This is a genomic window from Rothia mucilaginosa (genome assembly GCF_964211445.1).
In the GTDB taxonomy this organism is placed as follows: domain Bacteria; phylum Actinomycetota; class Actinomycetes; order Actinomycetales; family Micrococcaceae; genus Rothia; species Rothia mucilaginosa_E.
In genome coordinates this window covers 1-17,489 of record NZ_CAXOQT010000013.1, presented here as the reverse complement: position 1 = coordinate 17,489, position 17,489 = coordinate 1, and the positions used below count along the sequence as shown (strand labels likewise).

The 17,489-nt window shown below is 59.9% G+C and carries 16 protein-coding genes and 2 tRNA genes; 6 read left to right on the top strand and 12 right to left on the bottom strand.

The window, feature by feature from the left end; genetic code table 11:
• Positions 1–290: 290 nt before the first annotated feature.
• The 3 genes from AB8E48_RS04580 to AB8E48_RS04570 form a co-directional block, all read right to left on the bottom strand.
• A complete protein-coding gene (locus tag AB8E48_RS04580) occupies positions 291–1,418 on the bottom strand; it encodes a histidinol-phosphate transaminase (protein WP_368885909.1) in 1,128 nt (375 codons plus the stop codon).
• A 253-nt stretch (positions 1,419–1,671) separates the two neighbouring features.
• Positions 1,672–4,032, bottom strand: a complete 2,361-nt coding sequence (locus AB8E48_RS04575) for an extensin (protein WP_368885908.1) — start codon at positions 4,030–4,032, stop codon at positions 1,672–1,674.
• A 109-nt stretch (positions 4,033–4,141) separates the two neighbouring features.
• A complete protein-coding gene (locus tag AB8E48_RS04570) occupies positions 4,142–4,750 on the bottom strand; it encodes an ABC transporter substrate-binding protein (RefSeq protein WP_368885907.1) in 609 nt (202 codons plus the stop codon).
• A 235-nt stretch (positions 4,751–4,985) separates the two neighbouring features.
• Between AB8E48_RS04570 and purB the strand changes: the two genes are divergently transcribed.
• Complete coding sequence (gene purB / locus AB8E48_RS04565) at positions 4,986–6,419, top strand: adenylosuccinate lyase (protein WP_296545095.1); 1,434 nt, start codon at positions 4,986–4,988, stop codon at positions 6,417–6,419.
• A 114-nt stretch (positions 6,420–6,533) separates the two neighbouring features.
• Here the strand turns inward: purB and AB8E48_RS04560 are convergent, their stop codons facing one another.
• Positions 6,534–7,415: a di- and tripeptidase gene (locus tag AB8E48_RS04560; protein WP_368885906.1), complete on the bottom strand. Its 882-nt coding sequence runs from the start codon at positions 7,413–7,415 to the stop codon at positions 6,534–6,536.
• Positions 7,416–7,686: 271 nt separating this feature from the next.
• Between AB8E48_RS04560 and AB8E48_RS04555 the strand changes: the two genes are divergently transcribed.
• Both AB8E48_RS04555 and AB8E48_RS04550 read left to right on the top strand, forming a co-directional pair.
• Positions 7,687–8,748, top strand: a complete 1,062-nt coding sequence (locus AB8E48_RS04555; RefSeq protein WP_303969846.1) for an EamA family transporter — start codon at positions 7,687–7,689, stop codon at positions 8,746–8,748.
• Positions 8,749–8,946: 198 nt separating this feature from the next.
• The gene (locus AB8E48_RS04550; RefSeq protein ID WP_303969848.1) at positions 8,947–9,921 is read left to right on the top strand and encodes an EamA family transporter; all 975 of its coding nucleotides are present in this window, start codon (positions 8,947–8,949) and stop codon (positions 9,919–9,921) included.
• 102 nt (positions 9,922–10,023) lie between these two features.
• Here AB8E48_RS04550 and AB8E48_RS04545 read toward each other — a convergent pair whose 3' ends face one another.
• Together AB8E48_RS04545 and AB8E48_RS04540 are read right to left on the bottom strand one after the other, a co-directional pair.
• Complete coding sequence (locus AB8E48_RS04545; RefSeq protein WP_303969850.1) at positions 10,024–10,812, bottom strand: spermidine synthase; 789 nt, start codon at positions 10,810–10,812, stop codon at positions 10,024–10,026.
• On the bottom strand, positions 10,812–11,588 hold the full coding sequence (locus AB8E48_RS04540; protein ID WP_368885905.1) for a DsbA family protein: 777 nt from the start codon (positions 11,586–11,588) through the stop codon (positions 10,812–10,814). Before AB8E48_RS04540 ends, AB8E48_RS04545 begins: the two co-directional genes overlap by 1 nt.
• A gap of 308 nt (positions 11,589–11,896) precedes the next feature.
• Between AB8E48_RS04540 and AB8E48_RS04535 the strand changes: the two genes are divergently transcribed.
• Both AB8E48_RS04535 and AB8E48_RS04530 read left to right on the top strand, forming a co-directional pair.
• Positions 11,897–11,971, top strand: a tRNA-Thr gene (locus tag AB8E48_RS04535).
• Positions 11,972–12,078: 107 nt separating this feature from the next.
• Positions 12,079–12,345: a hypothetical protein gene (locus AB8E48_RS04530; RefSeq protein ID WP_368885904.1), complete on the top strand. Its 267-nt coding sequence runs from the start codon at positions 12,079–12,081 to the stop codon at positions 12,343–12,345.
• Positions 12,346–12,456: 111 nt separating this feature from the next.
• Here AB8E48_RS04530 and AB8E48_RS04525 read toward each other — a convergent pair whose 3' ends face one another.
• The 3 genes from AB8E48_RS04525 to AB8E48_RS04515 form a co-directional block, all read right to left on the bottom strand.
• A complete protein-coding gene (locus AB8E48_RS04525) occupies positions 12,457–13,332 on the bottom strand; it encodes an HpcH/HpaI aldolase/citrate lyase family protein (RefSeq protein WP_314658022.1) in 876 nt (291 codons plus the stop codon).
• A gap of 323 nt (positions 13,333–13,655) precedes the next feature.
• Entirely contained in the window at positions 13,656–14,195 is a 540-nt protein-coding gene (locus AB8E48_RS04520; RefSeq protein ID WP_368885903.1) for a dehydrogenase, read from the bottom strand.
• Between the two features lie 208 nt (positions 14,196–14,403).
• Positions 14,404–15,414, bottom strand: a complete 1,011-nt coding sequence (locus AB8E48_RS04515) for an NAD(P)H-quinone oxidoreductase (RefSeq protein ID WP_368885902.1) — start codon at positions 15,412–15,414, stop codon at positions 14,404–14,406.
• A gap of 125 nt (positions 15,415–15,539) precedes the next feature.
• Here AB8E48_RS04515 and AB8E48_RS04510 point away from each other — a divergent pair.
• Positions 15,540–15,627 (top strand) — tRNA-Ser (locus tag AB8E48_RS04510).
• Between the two features lie 143 nt (positions 15,628–15,770).
• On the opposite strand, the gene AB8E48_RS04505 is transcribed toward AB8E48_RS04510, so the two are convergent.
• The 3 genes from AB8E48_RS04505 to AB8E48_RS04495 all read right to left on the bottom strand — a co-directional run bounded on the left by AB8E48_RS04505 (position 15,771) and on the right by AB8E48_RS04495 (position 17,355).
• Positions 15,771–16,217, bottom strand: a complete 447-nt coding sequence (locus AB8E48_RS04505) for a hypothetical protein (protein ID WP_368885901.1) — start codon at positions 16,215–16,217, stop codon at positions 15,771–15,773.
• Between the two features lie 180 nt (positions 16,218–16,397).
• The gene (locus AB8E48_RS04500) at positions 16,398–16,829 is read right to left on the bottom strand and encodes a hypothetical protein (protein WP_368885900.1); all 432 of its coding nucleotides are present in this window, start codon (positions 16,827–16,829) and stop codon (positions 16,398–16,400) included.
• An 82-nt stretch (positions 16,830–16,911) separates the two neighbouring features.
• On the bottom strand, positions 16,912–17,355 hold the full coding sequence (locus tag AB8E48_RS04495) for a hypothetical protein (RefSeq protein ID WP_368885899.1): 444 nt from the start codon (positions 17,353–17,355) through the stop codon (positions 16,912–16,914).
• Positions 17,356–17,489: the final 134 nt, after the last annotated feature.

The following is a 17,489-nucleotide window of genomic DNA, read 5'->3' as shown; positions in this document are numbered from 1 at the left end:
CATATATAGTTACCAGTCTACTCTTTCCGGCTTTATCTCGCGGCAGTTACGCTGATAACGCAGTGTATTGTGCCCTGTCATTCACTATTTGAACATCATTAAACTAAACCTCCTATATATTCTTTTTCTAGAATATATAGGAGGTTTAGTTTAGCTATTAAGCACTTTTTCGAGCCACCATTTTTCCCGCGCGAGAACCGATTGAAAAGCCCAAACGAACCTCGACTAGGGAAAATAGTACATTGTTCAATTAGAGTCGGGTGGTCACCCGCTCCCCTTCACCAGAGGCTCTAGAGCCCCTTCCCGAAGACCTCGCACAGCGAGAGGAAACGGTCATTCGCCTCCACTTCACCGATGCTCACGCGCACGCCCTCGGTACCGAACGCACGCACCGACAGCGCATGCTCAGCCATCAGCTGCACAAACTCACCCGTGCGCTCCCCCAGCGGCAGCCACACAAAGTTCGCGTAGGTGCTCGGGAACTCATAGCCCAGCTCGCGCAGGCGGGCGGTCACGCGCTCACGCTCAGACACCAGGTGGCGCACGCGCTCCATCACCGCTTCCTCATGGTCGATGGAGGCGATAGCCGCCGCCTCAGCCAACGCCGTCACCGCGAACGGAGTCGCCGCCACGCGCAAGTGCTGCGTAATCTGCGGGTGCGAAATCGAGTAGCCCACGCGAAGACCCGCCAGGCCCTGCGCCTTGGAGAAGGTACGCAGAATGATGACGTTCTCATAGTCGCGGTAGATGTCCAGGCCGTTTAACGGGGCTTCTTCACCTTCCGGCACGGTGGAGGCGGCGCAGAACTCGAAGTACGCCTCATCAATCACCACAGGAATATGGGAGGGCACTTTTGCAAGGAACGCACGAATCTGGGTCTCGGTGACGGCGGGGCCGGTCGGGTTGTTGGGGGTGCAGACCAGAATCAGGCGGGTGCGGTCGGTGATAGCTGCCGCCATGGCGTCCAGGTCGTGCGAGCCGTCGGGCAGGTTCGGCACCTGCACGCTGCGAGCGCCCATAATGCCGACAAGGATCGGGTACGCCTCGAAGGAACGCCAGGCGTAGATGACTTCATCCTGCACGCCGTCAGCGTTTACGCCGGCGAAGGTTTTGAGGATCTGGTTGAGCGCCCCGAGGCTTCCGGCGCCGGTAACGATGTCGTCAGCATCCACGCCCAGTCGTGCGGAGAGCTTCTGGCGCAGGGCGGTGGAGAGCGGGTCGGGGTAGCGGTGCGCGGTCGCAAATTCTGCGAGGACGCGCGCAACCTCGGGTACGGGACCCAGCGGGTTCTCGTTCGAGGAGAGCTTGTACTGGGTGAGGCCTTCGACGGGTGCGGGCGGCTTGCCTGCCGCGTAGCTGGGCAGGGTGTTGAAGACGGGGCGGACCGGGATGTTGGCGTGTTCTGCTGACTGGCTCATGCTTCCAGTATGTGCCTGTGGGCGGCTCGGAGGCTAACGCTTCTCACCTGGAGAGCAGACGGCGGTTGAGCAGGCAGCAATCCGAGCAGCCGGTGATTCGAGCAGCCAGTAGATTCCTGCGGCGAGCGCTGTACGCAAAGATGGAGGGGCGCCGCCGGGGTTGTTCCCAGCGGCGCCCTTCTTCTCTTCTCTACTCTACTCGTCCCCTCCACCCTCCACCGAGCCCTCAAGATTGGTTCTTGAGGCTGGGCTTTTAGACCATCAGGGGTTCACGCTCCTCGAGGGGAGTCAGGTCCTCGGGAGGACCTGGTGCACGGAACCCGGGGTCGATGTTCTCGGGCGGAGTTGGTGCGAGGAATCCCGGGTCAATGCTCTTGGGCGGGAGCATGGGCGCGGGCTTCAGCCCCGGCAGAGTGGGGATGAGCGGCTCGCCACCGTCGTAGTCTCCGCCCTGTCCAGATCCGAAGATTGGAGGATTCTTGAGCACAGAACCTGCACTAGGGAGCTGCAACTGATCGATGATTGGCTGAGTAACAGCCTTTTCGATGTGCATATGCAGATCTGCAGGTTTGGGCAGAATATCCGGCGGAATCAGACCTGCAGGAGGTAGCTGCCCCTCAGCCTCGATTCGAGTGGGCATCTTGATGGGCGCAGGCTCCGGACGACTCAGGTCCCCGGGCATCTTGATGGGCGCAGGCTCCGGACGGCTCAGGTCGCTCGGCATATTGATGGCGGGCGGCAGATGCTGCGGGTTGTATCCCTGCAGGAGGGGCACCTTGGGCATCTGTGGTGCAGAGGTTTCCGGCCAGGCAGGCTGCGGGTTCTGAGATTCCTGTGGAGTCGGCTCGGGGTGAGGGATGGTCTTTTGGACGCCCTCGATGACGGCGGGGATTTGCTTAGCAACCGTCCAGGCGGCTTCTCCAGCTTCTCGCTGAAGACCCTCTGCCTTCTGCTTGGCAATCTCCATGCCCTGCTGGATGTCTGAGACGGTATCTTCGACATTCTGCCGCGTATTTTCGATACCGGCTTGCACAGCACGCTTTGCTTGATGCAACCGTACCTCTGCCTTCTCATCAGCCAGCTCAGCTATACCCAAGACACCAGGCCTGGTTCCTGAATCCCAGGCAGCGCGACCGTAGATTCCGATACGTCCGGCTGTTATGCTGCTTCGTACAGCAGGAGGCAGACCGTCCGGCAGGCTTGAGGCTGAGGTTACCTTCTGTTCCCCCAGCACATATTCTTTACCGTCCATTGCGGTGCGCATGCCGCCAGGCACCTTGCTACTGTGCCCTTCACGCTGTAGGGCTTCGTCGTAATTTTCACCATGATGTTCAGGGTTATTGACGGTGATTACCGTATCGCGTTCATCAGGCTGCCACGTTCCCCCGAAAATTTGGGCAAAAGGGTTCACTGCTGAGTCAGGAACTGGGTCTCCGTCTCCTTCCACGTAGTCCACTCCAAAGTCACGACGTTTAGCCGGCAGACCTCGTAGCGGGGCGGCTTGAGCGTAGACACCCACAATGTTGATTTCTTTGGCAACTTCAGTACTATTCGCCATATTGTGGGCAATCATGCCTCCCTGGCTGAAACCCTCCAGGTACACGCGAGCACCCTGAGGTGCTCCGGCATCACGCAGGGCTTGCAAAACCATCTGATAGGCGGGGTTCTCCAGAGTATCTTTGCCTAATGTTTCGCGTCCGATACCAACGATATCTATGATAGATCCGCCCCAGGAATCAAAGTTAGTACCCGGAATACTCACGACGTATAGAGCATGGGCTGGGTCACCTTCGTGTCCTGCTTCGTACATGACGGTGACGAGCACGGCACTGCGTTCAGCGGTCAAAGGGTCCTGTCGGGAACGCTCAAATTCCTGATCCTGCGCCTTAGCAGCCGCAAGAAGACGATCCGAGCTGGCACCTACAGAAAGCTGGCTTTTCTCGCCACGATGCGTAGCAATACCGTATTCATTGGCAGAAGCGGTCCGAATATTATGAGCCTTAGTGCCAAGATAAGTATCGATTCCAGATTTGATGATGCTGAATAGGCCACCACCCAGCGCCTTTCGAACGAGCCCTCGCGGAATGCCAAACATGCTTGCAAGGCGGTCAAATGCTCGCGAGCGCGCAATTTCGGGGTTCCACGTGGCATCCATGTAGGCAGTGAAGCCGAAGAGAATACCCGCCACGAGAGGCGAATAAGGCAGCGTCCGAGATGCCGAAAAGTACCCAAGCTCAGGAATGGTGAGCTTCAAGAGGTAGGCAGCTTCGCCGGGTTCTCCAGCGATGAGGCCGCGGAAGTGGTCTCGGGTGCTGCGTCCGTCGGGTAGCTTGCCGTCCTTTGCGATGCCCATGGATTCGAACCAGCCTGCGACAATATTTTCGGTCTGCAGGTAGGAGCTGTGGGCGGCGCGGACGGCTGCTGCGGTGGCACCGAACTTTAGTGCGCTTCCACCGAGGTCTGTAGCGAGGCCGGCGCAGAGGCCAGATGCCTGCTGGGCGCGCCCGTTGATGCCGAGGAAGAGCCTGGTTTCGGCGGCGATGCCGAGAATCGGCATGGTTCGGTCGGCGCAGGTGCGGCTGACGGTGTCGAGCCCGTCGGCAATGGCGGGCATTTCTTCAAGGGCGACGCTGATGGTGCCTGCGGTGGGCCCTGCAGAGTCGCTAAGGTCACCGATGGGTGCAACGGTGGGTCCGGTAAGCATGGTTTCTCCTAGGGTGAGGTTAGTGGGTTCGGATGAGCGAGCTCAGCCCGTCAGGCAGGTTCACGTGCATGAGTGAATCGAGTGCTGACTGGGCTTTTTGTACGCCTGAGCGGGCGATGATTTCGCCGGGGTTGAGCTTTTCGAGAACGTCCGCGGCGCCGTCGGCGAGCTTGCCGAGGAGGTTATCTACGGCGGAGGCGGCGGCTTCGATGGTCTGCGCTTTGGTGGTGAGGTCGTTGGCGAGTTCTTCGCCCGCGGCGGCGATCATGGCGGCGGCGCTTTCGGCTTGTTCGGCTTGGTTGCGGATTTTCTCGCGGTGTTCTTCGAGTTGTCGCCGGTAGGCGCGTCCGGCTTCGGAGGTCCAGTGGTCGCCGTTGAGTTCGTTGGCGCGTTGGTGCGCGGTGCGGATTTCTTGGGCTTCGGTGCGCATCCTGTGGGAGAGTTCTGCGCCTTTGGCGCGGGCAAGGGTGGCGGCTGCCATGAGCTGGGTGGCGAGGGCGTGGCCGGCGGCGGTGCCGATGCCCATGTGTCCTGCAGCGCGGAGAATATCGGTCGGTTCGATGCGGGGCAGCTGGGGTACGGGTGGTGGTGTGGTGTCGACGAGGGTGCTCATAGTGTGTCCTTTCACGGCGGGTTTGTTTTAGGCTAAATCTGCCGCGGTGACCGTGCAGGCGGAGTGCGCCAACCTGTGGATAACTTCGGCTTGTTTCGAAAAATTCGCACGTTTTTGCCCCTTATCACCCGAAAAATGCCCCCTCCGTACCCCTCGTTTTGTCATATTTCTGCAATTAACCCAGACGCCCATCACGTCTATATGCTCTGCCCGCCTCTTTTTTTCGGCGAATTCATGCAAAAATAGAGTTATGTCTCACACCAATAACACCTTCTTGCCTTCTGGCCGTATTGATCTGGGCACCGGCGAACTTGCGCTGGGCCCCCTGGACGGACGCTACGCTTCCGTGACCGCACCCCTGACCAACTACCTCTCTGAGGCGGCGCTGAACCGCGACCGCATCCACGTTGAGGTCGAGTGGTTCATTTACCTGTGCGAGCACGAGGTGCTGCCGGGTCTGTCCCCGCTGAGCGAGGAGCAGAAGAAGGGCCTGCGCGCCATCGTGACCGATTTCAACGCTGATTCCGTGGCGGAGCTGGCTGAGATTGAGGCCGTGACCGTTCACGACGTGAAGGCGGTCGAGTACTACATTGGTCGCCGCCTGGAGGGCCTGGGTCTAGGCCACCTGGTGCCGCTGGTTCACTTCGGCTGCACCTCCGAAGACATTAACAACCTCTCCTACGCCCTGGGCATCAAGGATGCCGTGCAGAACGTGTGGATTCCCGCCGCGGAGGAGCTGATTGAGGTTCTGCTGAACCTGGCCGAGGAGGGCCGCGAGGTTCCCATGCTTTCGCGCACTCACGGCCAGCCGGCAACCCCCTCCACCCTGGGCAAGGAGATGGGCGTGCTCGCCTACCGCCTGAAGCGCCAGGTCAAGCACGTGAAGGCGACCGAGTTCCTCGGCAAGATTAACGGTGCGACCGGCACTTACGCTGCTCACTATGCGTCGGTGCCTAGCGCTGATTGGCAGAAGATTTCTCGTGGTTTTGTGGAGCACCTGGGTCTGACCTGGAACCCGCTGACCACTCAGATTGAGTCGCACGACTGGCAGGCCGAGCTGTACTCGGATATCGCGCACTTCAACCGCGTGCTGCACAACCTCTGCACCGATGTGTGGAGCTACATTTCGATTGGTTTCTTCCGCCAGATTCCGGTGGCCGGTGCGACCGGTTCGTCCACCATGCCGCACAAGGTGAACCCGATTCGTTTTGAGAATGCGGAGGCTAACCTGGAGCTCTCCAACGCTCTGCTGGATTCGCTGGGTTCGACCCTGGTGACTTCTCGTTGGCAGCGCGACCTGACTGACTCCTCGGCTCAGCGCAACATTGGCGTGGCGTTCGGCCACTCGGTGCTGGCTATCTCTAACGTGGTGAAGGGTCTGCAGCGTCTGGACATTGCAACCGACGTGATTTCCGCTGACCTGGATTCCAACTGGGAGGTCCTGGCTGAGGCTATCCAGATGGTGATGCGTGCGGAGGCTATCGCGGGTGTTCCCGGTATGGAGAACCCGTATGAGCGCCTGAAGGAGCTGACTCGCGGTCACCGCGTGGATGCTGCTCGTCTGAAGGAGTTTGTGGCTACTCTGGGCCTCTCCCCCGAGGCTGAGGCGCGCCTGTCGGCTCTGACTCCGCACACCTACAACGGTATTGCGGCTCAGCTGCTGGATCACGCGAAGAACGCTTAGTCCGTAGCGCCCGCTAACGGTTTACACGCTAAAGACCCCGGGTCCCTGTGTTCAGGGATCCGGGGTCTTTAGCGTGTTGGGTCTTTTTATGTTCTGGTTTTATGACCAGCGGGTTTAGCGGCCGAGCATGCGGCGGTGGCCGGTCTCGGTGTCGTGGCCCTTGCCGCGGGTGAAGACCTTGCCTGCCGCCTTTCCTGCGTCCTTGACGCCCTTGAGGAGGGCACCAGCCACGCCGGAGGAGCTTTCCGAACCTTCGCCGCCCTGTACGCGGGGTGCGCGCGGGGTAATCATGAGCTCTGCGGGGAAGTAGGCGGGTGCGTCGCCGAAGGCACGGCGGGTGTTGCGCACGACGTCCTTACCGAGGGTCAGGTTTGCGCCGCCGCCAACGACTGCACCCACACCGAAGGGCAGGGTACGGCCGAGCAGTGCGCCGGTCTGGCGGGTCAGGAATCGGCGGATGAACATATTGCGGATGGTGCGTTCGACGCTGAACATCTTGCCGCCGGAGGAGTTGCCGAGCAGCATGCCCCACTTGTTGGAGACGCCGCTTGCCTTACCGGTCTGCAGCAGCACGGTGTTCATGAGCTGGGAGCCTTCGTCACCGAGCATGATTGCCATGACCATGGAGCGGGCGGTTTCGGCGTCGTGTACGTGCACGCCGTGAAGTTCTGCGACTGCCTGGGCGTAGAGGGCGGTGCGTTCGAGGTAGCCGCCGACTGCGAGCGCGGACAGGCTCATGGAGGTGACGGTGCCGACGCCGGGTACGAATGCGGATGCGCCGGTGACGCCGCCGATGGCGGTGATGTCGCGCAGGTAGGTGCGGTCGAGGCGCTTGTGGATTTGTTCGGGGGTTTCGTCGGGGTGTGCTTCACGGAGTTTTTTGACGATGGACAGCGCGAGCGGTCGTTGCATGCGCAGTACGTTGTCGAGGGTGGTGGTTAGCGCGGGACGGGGGTTGCCGTCTTCATCGAATAGAGACTTCTTCGGGTCAAGCATGCTCTCAGTAAATCACGGCTGGGTGAATATTTCCTGAATATGGGGGCTGTGGTGGGGTTTGGGGGTGTTTTTTCACTGAGGGCGTGCGGCTGGTGTGCGGTTGGTTAGGGTGTTTTGGTCATTATTTGCGCCCATTTTTAAAGCGCGTAAAATTGTCCTAGATTACACACTATTCATTGTTTGCATAGTGCGTGACCTGTTTCACGACGATTCGGGGTCGCGCCTGATAACAGATAGCGGCTGACACCTCTTCTGGACTATAAGGATTGCTATGACTTCTTCCACCCATACGCCCAATGCTGCGCGTTCTCCTGTGATGACTCAGGGGTTGGGTGTTGCTTACGCGACCGGCGCGATTATTTCGGCGCAGTTCGGTGCGGCTCTTGCTAAGCAGCTGATGGGCGATTTGGGCCCGTGGGGCGTGGTGACTCTGCGTCTGTTGACCTCCACCATTTTGATGTGGGCGTTTTTCCGCCCGCAGATTCGTTCGTGGACTCGTGCGCAGTGGCTGACTGTGGTCGTCATGGGTGTTGCGCTGACGGGCGCGAATGCGTTCTTCTATGTTGCGATTGAGCAGGTTCCGCTGGCGATTGCTGTGGCTATTGAGTTTATGGGTCCGCTGGTGCTGGCGACGGTTATGTCGCGCCGCAAGCTGGACCTGGTGTGGATTGCCCTGTCCTTTACGGGTATGGCAATTCTGACGGCTGAGTCGCAGGCTAAGCCGGAGGATTTCGCCCTGGTGGGTGTGTTCTTTGCGGTGCTGACCGCTATTTCTCGTGCCGCCTACATTTTGGCGACTGAGAAGGTGGGCGCGCTGATCCCGGGTATGGGCGGCATGGTCATGGGTAACGCTGTTTCGACTCTGCTGGTTCTGCCGTTCCCGTTTATTCTGAGCGGCAATAACCTGCTGAAGGTGACCCAGGATGTGAACCTGCTGGCTATTGGCTGCCTGATGGGTCTGTTGGCTTCTGCTCTGCCAGCGCTGGGTGAGGTTTCTTCGCTGCGTCTGCTGCCCGCGCATATTTATAGCGTGGTGCTGTCCCTGGAGCCTGCAATTGCGGCGGCTGTGGGTATTGTGATGCTTGGTGAGGCTACCGGCCTGGTTCGTTGGGTTGCTATTGCTCTGCTGGTGGCTGCGAGTATCGGTATTTCGATTTCTCACGCTCGTGCGCAAAAGAAGGCGCAGGAGGAGGGCACTATGGAGGATCCTGACCGCTACCTCCCCGGTGCGGTGGATGCGCACGCGGTGGATATTGCGAAGATGGCGACCAGTTCCATTACGCTCCCGTCAGCCGCTCAGATTAAGGCTGACCGCGAGGCGAAGGGCCTCTAACCGGCTGAGTTTGAGCGCTGAGTTTGAGCCGTGTCGACGGCTTCTAGCACCCCCGGGTAACGAGTAGGATAGTATCTCGTGTTGCCCGGGGGCGCACTCTTTAAAACGGCGCTATTAGAGCGTTCGTTCTGCCCCGTAGCGGCACAGCATGTACACACGTGGAGAAGTACCGCCTTGTGAGGCGCAGGAAGGAGAATCATGCCGCATACCGCACCCCAACGCCCCGCGCTGGGCATCATGTTTGTGCTGATGTCCTGCTCGTCGTTGCAGTTCGGTGCCGCGTTCGCGGTGACGCTCTTCCCACTATTTGGTGCTCTGGCTATTAGTGTGAGCCGTCTGGCGATTGCGTCCATTGTGGTGGGTAGCGCCGTGTGGTTGGCGGCTCGTTGGCGTGCCCGCCGCGGTGGCACGATGCCGCCGGGTGCGTTGTCGTGGTCGAAGGAGCAGTGGCGTGCCGTCATCATTTTCGGTATGACTTTCGGCCTGATGAACGGCTTCTTCTATTGCGCGATTGACCGCATCCCGATTGGTTTGGCGGTTGCGGTGGAGTTCTTGGGCCCGCTGGCTTTGGCGTCCATGCTGACTCGCAGGCTCCGCGACGCGGTGTGGGTGCTCTGCGCCCTGGCGGGCATGCTGGTACTCGGCTATGAGGCGGCGGTCGGTAGGGATACCGACTACCTGGGTCTGACGTTCGCGCTGATTGCTGGTGTGTTCTGGGCGCTGTATATCCGCTCGAGCGCGAAGGTGGGTGCCCTGGTGCCGGGTGCGAGTGGCCTGGCGGTGGCGATGCTTGTTGGTGCTGCGTTTATTGCCCCGGTGGCGGCGATTGTTCCGGCGCCTCAGCCGCTGTGGAATGCGGCGCAGGATCCGATGTTGCTCCTCATGATTTTTGGTACCGCTATGTTCGCTTCGGTGATTCCCTATAGCGCGGAGTTGATGGCGCTGCGCAACCTGCCGCAGCAGGTGTTTAGCGTGCTGATGAGTATGGAGCCCGCTATTGCGGCGATTGCCGGTTGGGCGCTGCTGAACCAAGAGACCGGTCCGGTTCGTTGGCTGGCGATCTGTCTGCTGATGACCGCGAGTGTGGGTATTACGCTCACCACCACGAAGGGTAGTTCTCCTAATCAGAAGGATGACGGCGAGGAGCCGGTTCCCGTGCCGCTGCCCGAGTAAAACCAGGGTTCTGCCGGTGCGCGGCATATAGAAAACCCATAGACAAAAACGTTGAGGCGGGTACCAACCAGGTACCCGCCTCAACGGTTTTATGTTTCAGTTTTAGCTCTCAGCCAGATCGTCCAGCAGGTCGCGGAGCTCTTCGGTGGTGAGCACCTCCGCCGGATGCGGGCCCATCGCGTACAGCCGGTCCTGGGTGTCTTCGTCCAGCTCGCGGGCGGTGCCGACCAGCACGAGGTTGCCTTCGTTCTGCCCGCTGAGCATGGAGCTCTCGCACAGGCACCACACGTGGTCGAAGACTTCCAGCATGGTGGTTGCCTGCAGCTGGAAGAAGGGCAGACCCGCATCGTCGCCCACGTTGATGGCAACCATGCCGCGCTCGCTCAGGGCGTCCTTGAGTTCGCGGTAGAAGTCGCGGTTCGCCAGGTGGGCGGGCGCGTCCATGCCGGTGAAGATGTCGAGGATGATCGCATCGAAGCCGGGCACGCCCAGCAGTTCGGGCAGGTTCACCAGCTGTTCGCGGGCATCCCCCACCACCAGCTGGCAGTCGGTGCCGGCGGGCAGCGGCAGGCGGTCGGTTACGAAGCCCATAAGCTCGGGTTCGATATCGACGGCAACCTGGCGGGATCCGGGGCGGGTCGCCTGAACATAGCGCACGAGCGTGAGTGCACCAGCACCCAGGTGTGCGGCAGTAATGGGTTCACCGGCGGGGGCGAGCGCATCCACCGCGTTTGCGATGCGGCGCAGGTACTCGTAGAACACGTAGGAGGGGTCCGCAATATCCACGTGGGACTGCTCAGCGCCACCGATTTCGAGAACGTAGCCGTGGTCGCTGAACCCGTCCGGGTGGATTTCGGCGCGCTGGCCGCCGGAGAGCTGAATGTGCGCCACTACTTCACGCCAGCTTCACGCTTGAAGGTGCTGACCAAATCATCCACCGAAGAGGAGGAATCCAGGCCCTCAACGACCTTGTCGTTCACGACGAAGGTGGGGGTGCCCTTCACGCCAATCTTCACGGCGTGATCGTAGTCGCGCTGGATGGGCTTGACGGTATCGGAAGCGAGCAGGACCTTGTCGAATTCTTCGGTGTTCAGGCCCAGTTCCTTGGCGTAGTCGTTGAAGAGGGTGCGCAGCTTGTCGCGTTCGCTGATGCCCTTCCAGTCGTTCTGGGTGGCGAAGAGCTTGTTCGCCATTTCGAGGTGCTTGCCCTGGGCCTCGGCGGCCTCCACGGCGAGTGCGGCGGGTACGGCGTTGACGTGCATGTTCAGCGGCATGTGGCGTACGGTCACGTTCATGATGCCGTCGAGCTTCTTGGCGGCTTCTTCGAACTTGGGTTCTGCCTTGGCGCAGTAGGGGCACTGGTAGTCGGTGTACAGGGTTGCGGTGCCTGCGCCGGGTACTTCGCGGTTGAGGCGGTAGCCGACGTAGCCGTCATCGGCGGTTGCAGAAGCAGTAGCCGAGCCCGAGGGGGCAGCGGATGCCGAAGCGCTCGCGGATGCGCTCGCCGAGGTAGCGGCGGTGCTTGCCGAACCACTTGCCGAGGCGCTCGCAGATGCCGATGCGGTCGCAGAAGACTGGGAGGAGCTGGAACCGCATGCGCTCAGCCCCAGGGCGGCGGCGGGTACTACGCCCAGTAGCAGGGTGCGGCGGTTGAGGGGTGAAGTCATGGTGGTTCCTCTCTCTATGGGTGGCGGGCTGACCTGTGGTTGATGCATCTGTGGTTGATTGGGCGCAGTGAGGCGCTGTCAGCCGCCGTGGGTATAGGGTTTATTGTATGCCTCTGCCCTGAACATTCCCTATCTGCGGGCGGGTTTGCGGGGTGAATGCAGTGCACGCCATAGGCACCCAGCCACCTGCTTGAACCTGTGGTCGCGGTGTTGAAAGTAATTAGCCTCTCCCCCGCCTTTTTGGTACTATTGCGGGGTATGCACTGTTCGCCGGTTGCTTTCGGGCGGCTGGGAACAAACGTATATGTGCCTCTATAGCTCAGGGGTAGAGCATTTCCCTCGTAAAGAAAAGGTCGTGGGTTCGAATCCCACTGGGGGCTCCACATCCGCCGTAACGCGTGCCGGTTTCCGGTGTGTTGCGGCGGTTTTTAGCATCTGAGAGATGTCACGTATCTCGCAGGATGTCACCGTCGATTTTTAGGAGATTCTCATGTCTTCTCACTCCTCAAATACTCAGCGTTTGCAGAACCGCTCGCAGGGTGGTCGTACCGTTGCGGGCTCTTCGCGTTCAATGAGCCCCACGATGCGTTTTGCGCTGGTGTACGTGCTGGCGCTGGTGGTTTCCCTGGCGGTGTGGTTCTTCTACCGTTCCGTGTATGAGGATGACACCTCGTTCCTGGTGCCGATTGTGATTTCTTTGGTGACTTCGTATGTGTGCGCTCATGCGTTGACGGGCGGCAAGTCGCCCCGTAACTAGCAGCTAAGCTACGGCGCGCCGTCATTTTGAGGGCATACGAAAGCCGCGCATCCGGTTCCCGTTCGGGGTTCGGATGCGCGGCTTTTTACACGTGTACCTTAGGCGAGCACCTTACTTGGATGCGCGCTGGAAGTCGCTGTCGGTCTTGCCCCACAGGCCGTAGACCTTGGCGAGTTCCTTGACCTTCTTTGCACGCAGGTAACGCGGCAGGTAGGAGCCGTCGCGGGGCCCGTCGAGGGGTACGTCGAGCATCTGGTGTGCTTCTTCGATTTCAACCTCGCTCGGAGAGAATGCCGCGTTGATGGTCTCGGTCTGGCGGATGTCCAGGGTAATCTTACCGGTCATGCCGTGGTCGTTTGCGAAGCCGCACGCTTTGGAGAGGTCGCCGCCGTACGCGCCGAGGGTCGGGCCGTCGATGGGGCCGGGCAGACCACCCAGGGTGGAGGCGATGACCAGCTGCGAACGCACGTAGGCGAGCGCCATGGGGGTTGCGGAGGAGCCGGTGTCGCGGCGGTAGTCGCCTGCGCCGAATGCGAGGCGGAAGGTGCCGATTGCGCGGGCAATTTCGACGGAGTGGTGCACGCCGAGTGCGGACTCGATCAGCGCGATGATGGGGGTACCGGCGGGCAGCTCGGCTGCGGTGCGGTCGATGTCGGTAGCGTGCTCTGCGGTGGCGAGCATGACGCCTCGCAGGCCCTTCACGTTCTTGAGAGCCTTGACGTCCTTCCACCAGTGTTCGGTGGTGATGGCGTTGATTCGCACCCATGCGACCACGCCGGAGTTGAGCATGCGGACGACCTGTTCGCGGGCGGCGTCCTTCTCTTCGGGCGGGCAGCCGTCTTCAAGGTCGATGATGATGGAGTCAGCCTCAGATTCGAAGGCCTCTTCAAAAACTTCTTCAGTGGAGTTGGCGCGCACGAGGAGCCAGGAACGAGAGAGGCTGGGGCGCAGCTGGCGTGCGCGCTCGTTGCGGTGGAATTCAAACATGGTGTGTGACTTCTTCCGTGAATTATTGGTGCATTGGGTTGTGCCGTAGAGGGGCAGGAAAAAGCCTGCGGTTCTTCCGCGCGTACCATCGCATTGTGTCGTCACCTCCATTGTGACGGAACCGCATAAGAAGTGTCCTACACCCCTTCTTTAAGCGTATCGCCTGTTGAGGTGCACATCAAACTAACCCGCCTGTTAGTCGCCGTTCGACTTCGCCCTGTTCACGTGGCGGACGCAGGTCAGCGGGCAGATTGGGTTAGCGCATAAACGGAACTACCCGCAGCATCCTGTGCGGATACTGCGGGCAGTTCAAAAGTTCACTATTAGGCTTCTACCAGCTGGGTACGACCCACGGGGATTCCGTCATCAAAGGTCAGCTCGCCGGCGGCTTCCTTCTGGGCGCGCTGGATGAGGCGTTCAGCTTCCTCAATGTGCTGAAGGACGGTTTCAACGCGGCGGTGTACGCTCACCTGGCGGTCGCATCCAGTAGCGCATTCGCCAAAGCAGCGCGCCATGGCGAGCGCCTCGGCGCAGAGAGCCACCGCGTTACCCGCCTTGGAGAGGGCACGGTTCAGGTCGGAGTAGGTGCCGAACGGGGAGGCGGGAATATCGCCGTCGCTGGGGGCGAGGCGGTGCGCCTCCATGGCGACTGCGCGCACGCGCGGAATCAGGTCTGCGAGCGTGTTTGCGTCCGGCACGATGAGCTCAATCATAGGGGCGGACGAATCGGTTGCCGCCAGGCGTTCGAGGACCTGGTGGAAGCGGTCAATGCCGCGGATGAACCGGTCGTGGGATCGGCGCCAGATACCTTTACCTAGTTCGGCGTCGTCGCGGCGCGATTGCAGGTAGCTTTTAAGCCCCATATGCCCTCCTCTGCGTGGTGTGTGTGCCGTGTTTGTTGGTCGGTGGAGGCTGCCCGTGTTGGGCTCTGCGGCGACCCGCAAACCTCCCTATGCTTAGGTTACCCTAAATCTCTTTTAGTGACGAGATGTCAGCAGATAGTTCAGCATATATTGCACACAGCGGCCACCCCGCGCACCGTTCCAGCGCAGTAACGCGGGGGCACCACCCCTACAGCATGCGCAGCACAATCTTGCCGTGATGCTGACCCGAGTCGAAGTACTCGTGGGCGGCGGCCGCCTCCTCCATGTCGAAGACGCGGTCCAGGCCCACACCAATCCTGCCGGATTCAATCAGCGGCAGCACGTGCTCGCGCACACCGCTTAGGATCTCAGCCTTCTGTCGGTCGGAGCGGGTGCGTAGGCTCGTAGCGTGCACCGACAGGCGACGGGAGAGCATGTACCCCAGGTTCACTTCTGCCTTGGCGCCTCCCATCAGACCAATAATGCACAGGTGGCCACCGTCGGCGAGAGTGTGCAGGTTGTCGTCCAGGTACTTTCCACCCACGACGTCGAGGATGTAGTCGGCGCCGCGTCCGCCAGTTTCAGCCAGCAGGACTTCACGGAACGAATGTTCGGTATAGATAATGGGTTCCGCACCTAGTGAGCGCACATATTCGGCTTTTTCCTCGGTGCTGACGGTCGCAAACACGCGAGTACCGGCGGCGAGCGCCAACTGGATGGCGTGCACACCAATACCGCCGGTACCACCGTGTACGAGGACCACCGCGGGCTCGCCGTCTTCCTTGAGGTTTTCGGCGGGGTTCATGCTCATACCGCAGGTGAGCATCAGGTTCGAGTAGACGGTTGCCGCGACCTCGGGAATGGCAGCGGCCTCGACGAAGCTCAACTGTTCCGGCACGGGTAGCACGTGGTCGACCGGGACGGTCACATAGTCGGCGTAGCCGCCTCCGGCGAGCAGCGCCATGACGGAGGTGCCACGGTTCTCCACGGAGACACCCTCACCGACCGCCTCAATAACGCCGGCTACTTCGAGGCCGTAGATGGCGCTCGCACCGGCGGGCGGCGGGTAGAATCCGCGGCGCTGCAGAGCGTCGGCGCGGTTGATTCCGGCGGCATGAACACGGATGAGAACTTCGTGGGAGCGGGGCACGGGGGCGGGTACTTTGGTGATGGTCAGAGCTTCAGGTCCACCGTGGTTTTTCTCGATAATTGCTCTCATGAGTCCTCCTCATTGCCGGAAGCACCATCGTCGGTGCGCGATTTACAGAAAGCATACAACGTGCGATAATCTCTTAGTGCCCTGCGGCACGGTATTGCCATAAAATGCCGGTCTCTGGAGTGCATGGATGGTTGTCCGAGCGGCCGAAGGAGCTGGTCTTGAAAACCAGTAGGCGGTAACCCCGTCTCAAGGGTTCAAATCCCTTACCATCCGCGTTATAGCTTCTGCTCCGCCTCATGTGTGGAGTGCAAAGAGCCCCGTTCCTCAACATGAGGAACGGGGCTCTTTGCATATCAAATACGAAAGACCACAAATTCGGCTCTCGGCACTCCAAACTTCCTAAGCCGGTTACGACGCTATCCCTTCAAGGTGAAAACAAGCACCAGCAGGGTAATAGCCGCCAGGACTGAGAAGGCGATGGGCAGAATCACACCAATCCAGCAGAGGATACGCCCCGCTTTTGCCGGTGCACCGCGACGTTCCGCATCTCGCGCAGACATGATTCCCAGGATGCCCAGAATAAAAGATCCGAGAAGGCTGTAGGGCACCCAGAACGTTACGAGGATAAGCACCATGCTGATGATGCCAAAGGTTAGTGACCGTTGAGCCAACTTGCGTCCCTCTTCCAGGATGCCTGCGGGTCCGACGATATTCCTCGGGTAGCTCGGGTAAAACTGACGCACAGGTAGTGGCTGGTTACCCGGGGCGCCATGGTTGGGCTGCCCGTTGTTATTTCCCCGGTGGAGCTTGGCGTATTCGGGGTTGTTATCAAAGGCTTCATTATTTTGGGGTAACTGCGACATCACATCCACAACCTTTCACGTACCGATACAGATGCTAAACCCACCCTAAACCTTCCCCACCGCGGGAACAAGCCTGCCAGGACCAATCCACGAGATATACGGCATATATAGCAAAACCCCGCCCCTCAACGCGAGGAACGGGGCTCTTGCGTACACCAATTCGGGTTGCCGGAGGCGTCGTTAGTTGATGCCTGACAAAGCTTGCAGAATCAATAAGATGAGGGCGATGATAGCAAGGTCAATGATAATCCCTACTATGCCGAGGATTAGACCTCCGGTGGCGGGGACACCGTACTCTCTTGCCCCGAACGCTTTCCAGATACCTAAGATGCTCAGGAATGACGCAACAAAGGCTATGACTATACCAGCTGCAAGGCCATTGGCAAGGCAGCCAATTCCTAGGAAGAGAGCCATCAGTCCGAGGAAGCCGAACATCAGGGATGAGTTAGCGGCCTTTTCACCGGCTTGTGTCCTCTGCGCGTCGGGAGGTAGCTCGCTCGCAGGTAGCGGCCGGTCGTCCGTACCAGACTGCACGCTGTTATCTTCCTGGTAGAGCTTGGCGTATTCAGGGGTGTTATCAAAAGCTTCATTGTTTTGGGGTAGCTGCGACATCGCATCCACAACCTTTCAATACCGGGTGTTACGTGTCTATCGACTCGGGAGAGCATCTGGGCTCACTATCGAGCCGGCGTCGTTAGTTGATACCTGACAAAGCTTGCACAATCAGCATGATGAGGGCGGCAATACCAATGAAAATACATAGCCCCAGCCCGTTAAGAAGCAGACCACCCATAGCACGCGTACCGTACCGGCGTGCCACGAACCCCTGCCAGATACCCAGGATGTTCAGGATTGGGGCAAGGAGAGCTATCTGCGGAGCACTTTCTTCAAGACCTCGGACAAGAGACCAGCACCCTAGAACGAAAGACAGCGGGCTGAGGAAGCCAAAAAGTAGGGAGAAGTTCGCTGCCCTTTTACCCGCCGCTTGATCTGAAAACTCACCCGGAGACTCATTGGCGGGTAGTAGCTGTTCGTCAGAAGTATCCGGGTTAGACTGCTCGTTGTTATCTTCCTGGTAGAGCTTGGTGTATTCGGGGTTGTAATCGAAGGCTTCATTGTTTTGGGGCAGCTGCGACATCGCATCCACGACCTTTCACATTCCACACGCGAGGGGTGTTAACTTCACCCTAGACTCTCCCCACCTGGGGAACAAGCATGTCAGACCCATTTCAGGAAACACACGGCATACATACAGCAAAAGCCCCGCACCTC